Consider the following 10,496-nt stretch of genomic DNA (forward strand, 5'->3'; position numbering starts at 1 on the left):
CATAAAACCTATATTTTTTGGCGGATAATACATTAGAATTGCTGAATGGACTTTGCAGATTGGGTTATTAATGGTATGATTAAAAAAACAGAGCTAAAAATGGTGTGTAGTGATGGTGGAGGTGTATGTTTGTGTCTGAATCCAGCGCAACGACAGAGATCATGATAAAATTACCAAAGCATTTATTATCTGAATTGGACGGCTTCGTAAAGCAAGAAAATGTGAATCGTAGTGAATTTATTTATCAAGCAACGAAAATGTACCTTAGAGAACGGAAAAAGAGACATATCCGCGAATCAATGAGAAGAGGTTACATGGAGATGGCAAAATTAAATTTATCCATTGCATCTGAAAGCTTTCTAGCAGAATATGAGGCAGAGCATACAGTAGAACGTCTAGTTAGCGGAGGATAATCCTTTGATTGTCAAACGTGGTGACGTTTATTTTGCAGACCTATCCCCAGTTGTTGGCTCAGAGCAAGGCGGTGTCCGTCCTGTACTTGTCATTCAAAACGACATCGGGAATCGGTTCAGTCCCACAGTCATTATTGCAGCAATTACGGCTCAAATACAAAAGGCTAAATTGCCGACTCATGTGGAAATTGACGCGAAGCGCTATGGTTTTGAGAGAGATTCAGTAATTCTTTTGGAACAAATTCGCACGATAGATAAACAGAGGTTAACGGACAAAATCACCCATCTTGATGAAGAAATGATGGAAAAAGTAGATGAAGCTCTGCAAATAAGCTTGGGTCTCATTGAATTTTAATAGGGATAGTTGCGCTCTTTTTTAAGAGCGTATTTTTTTTTGTGTTAAAATCGAAGTATTTTAAGAAAATAGGTTTAGAAAAATACATAAAGGGTAAATAGAAAAGTCAAATAGACTTTTTCAAATGATGTGTGGAGCGGTAATTAGCGCTTTAAAATAAAGTATGATGAAAATGGTACATCTGCAGTCCTTGGGATTAGTAATGAAAAATTTGCTAATGATTGATATGCAAAAACCCCCATTACTATCGTCCAAATATGTTAAAATGGAGGATGAACCTTGAAAAAAGAACTAATAGATTATTTGAAATCTAATCATAAAGAAATTCATTCTGACTGGCTGAACAAGTTACAGGAGACTGGTGATAAGAAGTTACACGAAATCATCTCCGACAATGATTTTTTTTTGATGGGTCAAGAATTTACTAACCTGCTTCTTGGGGATTCCTCAAGTGCTGAGCGATATGTCAATCTTCCTGTTTTTATCGAAAAGGCTGTCAGTTATAATTGGCCGCTTAGTTTTTTAGTGCGGGGGATACAGGTGCTTGAACAGGTAATTCTGGATCACCTGAAAATAAAAGCGCCGGGTACAGAAGATGTTTACAAGCAGGTGGAAGTCTTGAATGAATGGCTTCATCCACTCTGCCAAAGGATTGTCGAAGTATATTCCGATACGTGGGAGAGGACCTTTTCCTTGCAAAAAATAGCATTACAGGAATTGTCTGCACCATTAATCCCTGTATTCGACGGAATTACGATAATGCCGCTTGTTGGTACTATTGATACACAGCGAGCAAAACAAATTATGGAGAATTTGCTCCACGGTGTAGTAAAGCATCGTTCAGTGGTAGTGCTTATAGATATTACAGGCGTTCCTGTCGTGGATACGATGGTTGCCCATCACATCATTCAAGCAGTTCAAGCTGTTCGTTTAGTTGGGGCAAAAAGCATGCTTGTTGGTATAAGACCAGAGATTGCGCAAACCATTGTTAATCTCGGCATTAAATTAGATCAAATTGAAACAAAAAACACATTAAAAAAAGGCATGGAAAAGGCTTTGGAATATACAAACAGAAAGTTGGTTGGGATTGGTGAATAAGGTGAGAATACCAATATTAAAGCTGCATGATTGTTTGCTTGTTTCTATTCAATGGGAATTAGATGACCAAACAGCTCTTCAGTTTCAGGAGGACTTGCTGAACAAAATCCATGAAACAAGTGCAAATGGTGTTGTAATCGATTTAACTTCGATTGATTTTATCGATTCATTTATTGCAAAGGTACTAGGTGACGTTATCGGCATGTCTAAGCTGATGGGTGCTAAGGTTGTTCTTACTGGAATTCAACCTGCTGTTGCAATTACATTAGTAGAACTTGGGATTAGTCTAAATGATGTATTGACTGCCCTAGATCTAGAAAAAGGTTTGGAGAAATTACAACAGGAATTGGGGGATTGACCTATGGGAGACCAATCCTGCGTAAAGATTGTTAACGAGTGGGACATTGTAGCTGCTCGTCAATTAGGAAGAAATGTAGCAAAAGAGCTAGGGTTCGGTACCGTAGATCAGGCGAGAATAACTACGGCTATTAGTGAGCTAGCTAGAAACATATATTTGTATGCCGGCCAGGGTCAAATATGTATAAGTAAGCTTTCTGAAAGTGGTAAGCTTGGCCTAAAATTAAGTGCAGTGGACAGTGGTCCTGGCATTAAAGATTTGCGACAGGTCATGCAGGACGGATTCTCTACATCAGGTGGCTTAGGTGCTGGTTTGCCTGGAGTAAAAAGGCTGATGGATGAGTTCCAAATTGAAACAGAAGTCGGGAAGGGAACAGATATTCAAGCGATTAAGTGGCTCAGATAAGGGGGGAGACCATGGACTTCCGTGAAATGATGGATTCTAAATATCGAGATCTTCTTGTCAGTTACATTAAAGACGAATCTGAGCAAGCCCTTTATCAAGGGCAGAAGTTCAGCAGGAAATCAATTGAACATAAAATTTCACCAGAAGATATCATTAGCTTACATAAGTACTTAATGATTGATCTTTATCCGGATTTACCGGAGCATGTAGTCAAATCCTTTGATATATTGCTGGAGGTCATGATGGGCTATGGTCTTGCCTATAGAGAGCACCAAAGCCTCCGTCATGTCCAGCAGGAGTTAAGAAGTGAGATGGAGATTGCCTCTAATGTTCAGCAGACATTGCTGAGTACGGAGATACCGAATGTGGAAAGCATTGATATAGGTGCAATAAGTGTTCCTGCTAAAATGATGAATGGTGATTATCATCACTTTGTACAGGATGAGGATAAGTATATTAATATTGCGATTGCCGATGTTATCGGCAAAGGTATCCCTGCGGCACTTTGCATGTCTATGATTAAATACGCAATGGACAGTCTGCCGGAAAATCGCAATATTCCTGCCAAGGTGTTGGGAAATCTGAATCGTGTAGTCGAGCAAAATGTTGATCCAAGCATGTTCATTACAATGTTTTATGGTGTTTATGAAATGCAAACGCATATTTTTCATTATGCTTCTGCAGGTCATGAGCCAGGACTTTTTTTTGAAGCTAAAACCGAGGAATTCAGTGATTTAGAGGCAAAAGGACTTCTTTTAGGTGTTGATAAAAAAGCCGAATATAAACAGTTCAAAAAAGAAATGGACATAGGTGATATGATTATCCTTATGTCAGATGGTGTAACTGAGTGCAGGACAGAAGAAGGTTTTATAGAAAAGGAAACTTTAATCGGTTACATAAAAAAACATATTCACTTGAAGGCGCAGGAAATTGTTGACAATGTCTATAAAGAACTAGTGAAAATACAGGATTTTCAGCTAAGAGATGATTTTACTTTAATTATTTTTAAAAGAGAAGTTTAAACCTTCTGCGCATGGGGTATTTATCTAAGACATTAGAATGTTAAAGGTGGGTCGTTAATGAATATTGTAATAGATGTAAACGAAAAAGAGTTAGATGTGGAGATTAAAGTTGCTGGTGAAATTGACGCATATACAGCACCTAAATTAAAAGAAAGAATTTATTCCTTCTCTGAAAAAGACGGTGTAAGGATGACTATAGATTTATCAGATGTGAATTATATGGACAGCACAGGCCTTGGTGTGTTTGTGGGACTCTTTAAAAATGTCCGTTCACACGACGGGGAGTTTAAGCTAATCGGTTTATCTGAACGATTAATCAGGCTGTTTGAAATCACAGGTTTGGCAGATATTATCAACATAAACAGTAAGATTGAAGGTGGGATTAAATGAGTCAGCATTTTGAATATATCGAAATGAAGATCCCTTCTAAACCAGAGTATGTAGGTATCATCCGGTTAACCCTTTCCGGAATCGCAAGCAGAATGGGATTCAGCTATGATGAAATTGAGGATTTAAAAATCGCTACAAGTGAAGCTTGTACGAATGCAGTACAGCATGCCTATAAAAACAAAGAGGCAGGAGAAGTGCTGATTGGCTTCCGTTTGTATAATGACCGTTTGGAGGTTATTGTTGCGGATAATGGAAAAAGCTTTGACTTTGACAGCACAACGAAAGAAATTGGTCCATACGATCAAGATGAGTCGATTGAGTTCCTTCGAGAAGGAGGCCTTGGACTCTATCTGATTGAAACACTAATGGACGAAGTGAAAATTCATCATAATGACGGTGTTACAGTCTTGATGACGAAATACCTTGAAGGAGAGCAGGTGGAGAGTGATGCCGAAACAATCTCAACCTAAGCGCCAATTAACTAAAGAAGAAGTTAATGAACTTATTAAGAAATACCAGAATGATCAGGATGAGGAAGCTCAGAATATTTTGGTGATGAACTATCGAGACTTAGTAGAGGTGCTTGCAAGAAAGTACTCGAAGGGCAAGATGTTCCATGAAGATATCAGCCAGGTTGGTATAATCGGACTGCTTGGAGCTATCCGAAGATATGACGAAAGTTTTGGAAAAAGCTTTGAAGCATTTGCAGTGCCGACAATCATTGGTGAAATAAAGAGATTCCTGCGAGATAAGACATGGAGTGTTCATGTTCCTAGAAGAATAAAAGAGATTGGTCCGAAAATAAAGAAAACTGTAGAACATTTAACAACTGAATTGCAAAGATCACCAAAGGTAAACGAAATTGCCGATTATCTTGAAGTATCTGAAGAAGAAGTGCTAGAAGCAATGGAGATGGGCAAAAGCTATCAAGCTTTATCTGTCGATCATTCTATCGAAGCGGATTCTGAAGGCGGAACGGTGACATTGCTTGATATTGTTGGGGATGTTGATAAAGGCTTTGAGCGTGTTAATCAAAAGCTCGTGCTCGAAAAAGTGCTTCATGTATTGAGTGAAAGAGAAAAGAGCATCATTCAATATACATACTTGGATAATATGAGCCAAAAAGAAGCTGGCGACAAGCTCGGGATCTCCCAAATGCATGTCTCTAGACTGCAAAGAAGGGCAATTAAGAAGCTCCAAGAAGCAATTCATGCTGAGTCCAGCAATTCGGAGTTTATTCTATGACAGCTTTAGCTGACTCCAATATTCAAGTTTTAGCACATCAGACGAATAAGCAAGGAAAAACATTATGTGGTGACAGCTATTTTTTTCTATCGACAGAAGAATACTTTATTTGTGTGTTGGCAGATGGTTTAGGGAGCGGAGAATATGCTAATGAATCATCCGAAGCTGTAGCAGATGTGATTAGAAATAATCATACTGCAGATGTGGAGGAATTGATGGAGCTAGCAAACAAGGTCCTCGTAAAGAAAAGAGGTGCTGCTGTGTGTGTGTTTAAGGTGGATTATGCTATAAAAAGCATTAAGTACAGCTGTGTTGGAAATATTCGCTTCTTTCTGTACACGTCCAGTGGAAAGCTCACATATCCGCTTCCAGTCACAGGCTATCTTTCAGGAAGACCACAAGTTTATAATACTCAAACATTTGCTTATGAAGCTCATTCGAAATTTCTTGTTCACTCAGATGGATATAATATTCAAGGGGTTAAGGATTTGTTGAAGGGCTTTAGTCCGTTACGGAATATTGCAGAAACAATTGCGGAAAAATATAATAATTCAGATGATGATTCTACCTTTATTGTGGGAAGCTTGCTATAATGTAAGCTTTTTTTTGTCTTTATAGCGATAATTATCCCTTAATATGGATAGTAGTGTTAGATAATTTCAAGTGATATATAGTAATATGAAAGAAGCAACTCTCTTTGATACATATTAGGAAGGACTGTGGTAGCTCGTATGGAAAAGGTTTTAATAAAAGAAGATTATCAATCCATGATTGCGAAGGAGCAATCAGTTACGAAAAAACAAGTCGCTAATGTTCTTGCGTTATTGGAGGAAGGAAATACAGTTCCTTTCATTGCTCGTTACCGTAAAGAACAAACAGGAGCTTTGGATGAAGTGCAAATAAAGGATATTATGGACCGTTATCACTATATCCAGAACTTAGAGCAGAGAAAAGAGGAAGTAATAAGGCTGATAGAGGAACAAGGCAAATTGACGGAAGAACTGCGAAAAAGCATCTCAGCCTCTATTAAGCTTCAGGAAGTAGAGGATTTATACCGACCGTATAAGCTTAAGAGAAGAACAAAGGCTACTATTGCGAAGGAGAAGGGATTAGAACCATTCGCTAAATGGCTTCTTGAGCATAATAGCAGTTCCCTAATCGAGCAAGAAGCAGCGAAATACATATCGGAAGAGAAAGAGGTACTGTCAGCGGAAGATGCTATTTTAGGGGCAAGAGATATTATTGCAGAGATGGTATCTGATGACGCGGAAGGCAGAAAATGGATTCGAAACAAAACGTTTCAATCAGGACTTATTTCAACAACCGCGAAGGATGCTGATAAGGATGAAAAGAATGTTTATGAGATGTACTATGAATATGAAGAGCCTTTAAATAAAATAGTTCCACACCGTACATTAGCGCTGAACCGAGGAGAAAAGGAAGATATCTTAAAAGTTTCAATTAAGCCGCCTGTTGATTTGGTAATTAGTTATTTGGAGAAAAAATGGTTAAAGAAAGAAGAATCAGCTTCCAATAACATAATAAAGGCAGCTATTGAAGACAGCTATAAAAGATTGATTCAGCCCTCGATTGAAAGAGAGCTTAGAGGAGAGCTGACGGAAAAAGCGGAAGAGCAAGCAATTCATATATTCTCAGAGAATCTTAGAAACTTGCTGCTTCAGCCGCCACTAAAAGGCAAGATGGTGCTAGGTGTCGATCCAGCATATCGGACAGGTTGTAAATTAGCTGTAGTGGACGAAACTGGAAAGGTACTCGAAATAGGAGTTATCTATCCTCATCCGCCTGTTTCCAAAACAAGAGAAGCTGCTGCTAAATTCCAAGATCTATTATCAAAATATAAGATAGAGATGGTTGCTGTTGGAAATGGAACTGCTTCGAGAGAAACAGAGCAATTTGTTGCTGAGCAAATTAAAAAACAAAACGAGGAAATATTTTATTTAATTGTCAATGAGGCAGGCGCAAGTGTTTACTCAGCATCAGAAATAGCAAGAGAAGAGTTTCCGAATTTTCAAGTCGAGGAAAGAAGTGCTGTATCTATTGCTAGGAGGCTTCAAGACCCGTTGGCTGAGCTTGTGAAGATTGATCCTAAGTCTGTTGGGGTCGGTCAGTACCAGCATGACGTTTCACAGAAAAAACTGTCTGAGTCTCTTGGTTTTGTTGTTGAAACAAGCGTTAATAAAGTCGGTGTAAATGTTAATACTGCTTCTTCTTCTCTTTTACAATATGTTGCAGGTCTCTCAAAGGCTGTTGCTAATAATGTTGTCAAAAAGAGAGAAGAGGAAGGAAAGTTCACAAACAGGAAGCAGCTTAAGAAAATTCCGAGGCTTGGTGCTAAAACCTATGAACAGGCAATTGGTTTCCTGCGCATAATGGATGGAGATGAACCGCTAGACAGAACAGGAATACATCCAGAGCACTATGATGAAGTTAAGGCATTGCTGAAAAAAATCGGATTTGACTCGAAGCAAATCGGAACAGCTGAAATGAAGGAAGCGTTAAGCGGTCTTGATATAAAGGTGGTTTCTGAGGAATTGGCTATTGGTATGTTGACTTTAGGTGACATTGTGGATGCGTTAATGCGTCCTAGCCGTGACCCGAGGGATGAGTTGGCTGCACCTTTGCTAAGAACAGATGTATTAAAGCTGGAGGACTTAAAGGCAGGGATGGAGCTTCAAGGTACTGTGAGAAATGTAGTTGATTTTGGAGCCTTTGTTGATATAGGCGTAAAGCAGGATGGCCTTGTCCACATATCGAAGCTGAGTAATAAATTTGTTAAGCACCCATTGGATATAGTGAGTGTAGGGGATGTTGTTACAGTATGGGTTGACGGTATAGATCATAATAAAGGGCGGGTTGCATTAACGATGCTTCCTCCTAGTAGCTCTAAATAAGATTAGAGTGAACAAAAGACAAAGGACAATATGTTCCTTTGTCTTTTGTTTTTCTTTCCTTAAGAACAGTTTTTTCTTCTATAGTAATACCAGCATTGGTTAAGCAGTTTGACTTGGTTGGTGTTTTTTTCGTAAAACGCTTTTTTAATTTGATTTTGGAGCCACGTAGGCATAAGCTTATACCCCCTTTTTTATGTGCTGTTATATGGCTCGAAGTGCACTTGGTTACTGCTGACAGCTAGTTATAAGGGCGGGAATTGTAATTGAGCTAACTTTTTCTTTGTTTGCTTCATCATATGCTATAATATTTGTCTTGTTGAGGAGGGAATATCATGACAGATCAGGAGCTGCAATTGTTAGTTGAGGAAGTGTCAAATCAATATTTTCAAATACCGTTTATTCATAAAGCATCCTTTAACCCAAGACTCAGGACAACTGGAGGGAGATATTTACTTAACAGCCACAATATTGAGATCAATAGAAAATACCTTGACCAATTAGGGTTGGAGGAATTAATCGGTATTATTAAACACGAGCTTTGTCATTATCATCTTCATATAAATAAAAGAGGCTATCAACACAAGGATGCTGATTTCAAAAACCTGCTAAAGAGTGTTGGGGGGCCGCGATTTTGCTCATCCTTGCCCCGCGAAAATAATTCAAGTAAACCGAAAAAAGTACTTATATATAAATGTAAATCATGCAACCAGGTTTATCTTCGCAGAAAAAAGGTCGATACTAAAAAGTATGTTTGTGGGAAATGCAGAGGGAAATTAGTGTTAGAGGAAACAAGGAATAATTAGAGAAAAGACAGCTGTTATAAGCATTTATATGCAAGAAAGGCATGTTTCCATTCTTTTTAAAAAAACTTTAGAAATATGCTTGACTTTATATATATACCTGCCTATAATGTAAAGAGTCGACAAGAGAGAACGACGGAAACGGACTTCCTCTAGAAGACAAGCTTTTAAAAATATTCCGCAGTAGCTCAGTGGTAGAGCACTCGGCTGTTAACCGAGCGGTCGTAGGTTCGAATCCTACCTGCGGAGCCATTGTTTCGGGGAAGTACTCAAGAGGCTGAAGAGGCGCCCCTGCTAAGGGTGTAGGTCGCGTAAGCGGCGCGAGGGTTCAAATCCCTCCTTCTCCGCCATTATTTTTTTGATGGCCCATTGGTCAAGCGGTTAAGACACCGCCCTTTCACGGCGGTAACACGGGTTCGAATCCCGTATGGGTCACTTTAATAATTTTATATAACCAAAATGGTCCCGTGGTGTAGCGGTTAACATGCCTGCCTGTCACGCAGGAGATCGCGGGTTCGATTCCCGTCGGGACCGCCATTTTGTTGGTGGGCTATAGCCAAGCGGTAAGGCAACGGACTTTGACTCCGTCACTCGTTGGTTCGAATCCAGCTAGCCCAGCCATTTGCGAGCCATTAGCTCAGTTGGTAGAGCATCTGACTTTTAATCAGAGGGTCGCAGGTTCGAATCCTGCATGGCTCACCATTATTTTAATATTGCGGGTGTGGCGGAATTGGCAGACGCACTAGACTTAGGATCTAGCGCCGCAAGGCGTGGGGGTTCGACTCCCTTCACCCGCACCATTAATTTTAAACGAAAACGTTTATGTGTAGTATGATGAAGGTTATCTATTATAGTGCGGTCGTGGCGGAATGGCAGACGCGCTAGGTTGAGGGCCTAGTGGGGGGTTAACCCCGTGGAGGTTCAAGTCCTCTCGGCCGCATCATAAAAACTCTTGACAACCAAAGATAAACATTGTATGATGATAAAAGTCGCTTTCGTGGATATGCGCCCGTAGCTCAATTGGATAGAGCGTCTGACTACGGATCAGAAGGTTATGGGTTCGACTCCTTTCGGGCGCGCCATATTTACGGGAAGTAGCTCAGCTTGGTAGAGCACTTGGTTTGGGACCAAGGGGTCGCAGGTTCGAATCCTGTCTTCCCGACCATTATCAAGTTGGATGAAAGCCAAATAATAATAAAAAATATTGCGGGTGTAGTTTAATGGTAAAACCTCAGCCTTCCAAGCTGATGTCGTGAGTTCGATTCTCATCACCCGCTCCAATTAATTTAAATTGCTCTTTGAAAACTGAACAAACAAACGTCAACAATAATCGTTTTTATAACTTTCGTTATAGAAACAAAACAAGTAACAAAAAGCTAGAGTTTAGCAATGAGCTAATCTTACTCTTTATCGGAGAGTTTGATCCTGGCTCAGGACGAACGCTGGCGGCGTGCCTAATACATGCAAGTCGAGCGGACTTAAAAAGCTTGCTTTTTAA

13 protein-coding genes, 11 tRNA genes and 1 rRNA gene are annotated in these 10,496 nt (G+C 39.6%); 24 read left to right on the plus strand and 1 reads right to left on the minus strand.

Annotation, left to right across the window (positions count from 1 at the left end):
- Window positions 1-131 precede the first annotated feature (131 nt).
- The 11 genes from EM808_RS22055 to EM808_RS22105 all read left to right on the plus strand — a co-directional run bounded on the left by EM808_RS22055 (window position 132) and on the right by EM808_RS22105 (window position 8,198).
- On the plus strand, window positions 132-413 hold the full coding sequence (locus EM808_RS22055) for a CopG family ribbon-helix-helix protein (protein ID WP_127740842.1): 282 nt from the start codon (window positions 132-134) through the stop codon (window positions 411-413).
- Window positions 414-417: 4 nt separating this feature from the next.
- A complete protein-coding gene (gene ndoA / locus EM808_RS22060) occupies window positions 418-768 on the plus strand; it encodes a type II toxin-antitoxin system endoribonuclease NdoA (RefSeq protein ID WP_016201246.1) in 351 nt (116 codons plus the stop codon).
- Between the two features lie 279 nt (window positions 769-1,047).
- Window positions 1,048-1,866 carry an STAS domain-containing protein gene (locus EM808_RS22065; RefSeq protein ID WP_127740844.1) on the plus strand — a complete coding sequence of 273 codons (819 nt, stop codon included), beginning with the start codon at window positions 1,048-1,050 and terminating at the stop codon, window positions 1,864-1,866.
- Between the two features lies 1 nt (window position 1,867).
- Window positions 1,868-2,224, plus strand: a complete 357-nt coding sequence (locus EM808_RS22070) for an STAS domain-containing protein (RefSeq protein ID WP_127740846.1) — start codon at window positions 1,868-1,870, stop codon at window positions 2,222-2,224.
- Between the two features lie 3 nt (window positions 2,225-2,227).
- The gene (locus EM808_RS22075) at window positions 2,228-2,629 is read left to right on the plus strand and encodes an anti-sigma regulatory factor (RefSeq protein WP_127740848.1); all 402 of its coding nucleotides are present in this window, start codon (window positions 2,228-2,230) and stop codon (window positions 2,627-2,629) included.
- An 11-nt stretch (window positions 2,630-2,640) separates the two neighbouring features.
- Complete coding sequence (locus EM808_RS22080; RefSeq protein ID WP_127740850.1) at window positions 2,641-3,651, plus strand: PP2C family protein-serine/threonine phosphatase; 1,011 nt, start codon at window positions 2,641-2,643, stop codon at window positions 3,649-3,651.
- 57 nt (window positions 3,652-3,708) lie between these two features.
- Window positions 3,709-4,041 carry an anti-sigma factor antagonist gene (locus EM808_RS22085; RefSeq protein ID WP_127740852.1) on the plus strand — a complete coding sequence of 111 codons (333 nt, stop codon included), beginning with the start codon at window positions 3,709-3,711 and terminating at the stop codon, window positions 4,039-4,041.
- Window positions 4,038-4,511 (plus strand): anti-sigma B factor RsbW, encoded by a 474-nt coding sequence (rsbW, locus tag EM808_RS22090; RefSeq protein WP_127740854.1) that lies wholly within the window; start codon window positions 4,038-4,040, stop codon window positions 4,509-4,511. Before EM808_RS22085 ends, rsbW begins: the two co-directional genes overlap by 4 nt.
- On the plus strand, window positions 4,489-5,286 hold the full coding sequence (gene sigB / locus EM808_RS22095) for an RNA polymerase sigma factor SigB (protein WP_127740856.1): 798 nt from the start codon (window positions 4,489-4,491) through the stop codon (window positions 5,284-5,286). Before rsbW ends, sigB begins: the two co-directional genes overlap by 23 nt.
- Complete coding sequence (locus EM808_RS22100; RefSeq protein WP_127740858.1) at window positions 5,283-5,879, plus strand: PP2C family serine/threonine-protein phosphatase; 597 nt, start codon at window positions 5,283-5,285, stop codon at window positions 5,877-5,879. Before sigB ends, EM808_RS22100 begins: the two co-directional genes overlap by 4 nt.
- 138 nt (window positions 5,880-6,017) lie before the next feature.
- Window positions 6,018-8,198 (plus strand): Tex family protein, encoded by a 2,181-nt coding sequence (locus EM808_RS22105; RefSeq protein WP_127740860.1) that lies wholly within the window; start codon window positions 6,018-6,020, stop codon window positions 8,196-8,198.
- Between the two features lie 59 nt (window positions 8,199-8,257).
- Here the strand turns inward: EM808_RS22105 and cmpA are convergent, their stop codons facing one another.
- The gene (cmpA, locus tag EM808_RS22110) at window positions 8,258-8,371 is read right to left on the minus strand and encodes a cortex morphogenetic protein CmpA (RefSeq protein WP_127740862.1); all 114 of its coding nucleotides are present in this window, start codon (window positions 8,369-8,371) and stop codon (window positions 8,258-8,260) included.
- A 159-nt stretch (window positions 8,372-8,530) separates the two neighbouring features.
- On the opposite strand from cmpA, the gene EM808_RS22115 reads away from it, so the two are divergent.
- From EM808_RS22115 to EM808_RS22175, 13 genes are all read left to right on the plus strand, one after another.
- On the plus strand, window positions 8,531-9,001 hold the full coding sequence (locus tag EM808_RS22115; RefSeq protein WP_127740863.1) for a SprT family protein: 471 nt from the start codon (window positions 8,531-8,533) through the stop codon (window positions 8,999-9,001).
- Between the two features lie 174 nt (window positions 9,002-9,175).
- Window positions 9,176-9,250, plus strand: a tRNA-Asn gene (locus EM808_RS22120).
- Window positions 9,251-9,257: 7 nt separating this feature from the next.
- Window positions 9,258-9,348, plus strand: a tRNA-Ser gene (locus tag EM808_RS22125).
- A 13-nt stretch (window positions 9,349-9,361) separates the two neighbouring features.
- Window positions 9,362-9,433, plus strand: a tRNA-Glu gene (locus EM808_RS22130).
- Window positions 9,434-9,459: 26 nt separating this feature from the next.
- Window positions 9,460-9,535, plus strand: a tRNA-Asp gene (locus tag EM808_RS22135).
- Window positions 9,536-9,544: 9 nt separating this feature from the next.
- Window positions 9,545-9,619 (plus strand) — tRNA-Gln (locus EM808_RS22140).
- A gap of 5 nt (window positions 9,620-9,624) precedes the next feature.
- Window positions 9,625-9,700: transfer RNA gene (locus EM808_RS22145), tRNA-Lys, on the plus strand.
- Window positions 9,701-9,713: 13 nt separating this feature from the next.
- A tRNA-Leu gene (locus EM808_RS22150) sits at window positions 9,714-9,798 on the plus strand.
- A 55-nt stretch (window positions 9,799-9,853) separates the two neighbouring features.
- Window positions 9,854-9,938, plus strand: a tRNA-Leu gene (locus EM808_RS22155).
- Between the two features lie 65 nt (window positions 9,939-10,003).
- A tRNA-Arg gene (locus EM808_RS22160) sits at window positions 10,004-10,080 on the plus strand.
- A 6-nt stretch (window positions 10,081-10,086) separates the two neighbouring features.
- Window positions 10,087-10,163: transfer RNA gene (locus EM808_RS22165), tRNA-Pro, on the plus strand.
- A gap of 41 nt (window positions 10,164-10,204) precedes the next feature.
- A tRNA-Gly gene (locus EM808_RS22170) sits at window positions 10,205-10,278 on the plus strand.
- Between the two features lie 127 nt (window positions 10,279-10,405).
- A 16S ribosomal RNA gene (locus EM808_RS22175) occupies window positions 10,406-10,496 on the plus strand; the annotation flags it as partial.

The organism is Niallia taxi (genome assembly GCF_004005475.1).
In the GTDB taxonomy this organism is placed as follows: Bacteria; Bacillota; Bacilli; order Bacillales; family Cytobacillaceae; genus Niallia; species Niallia taxi.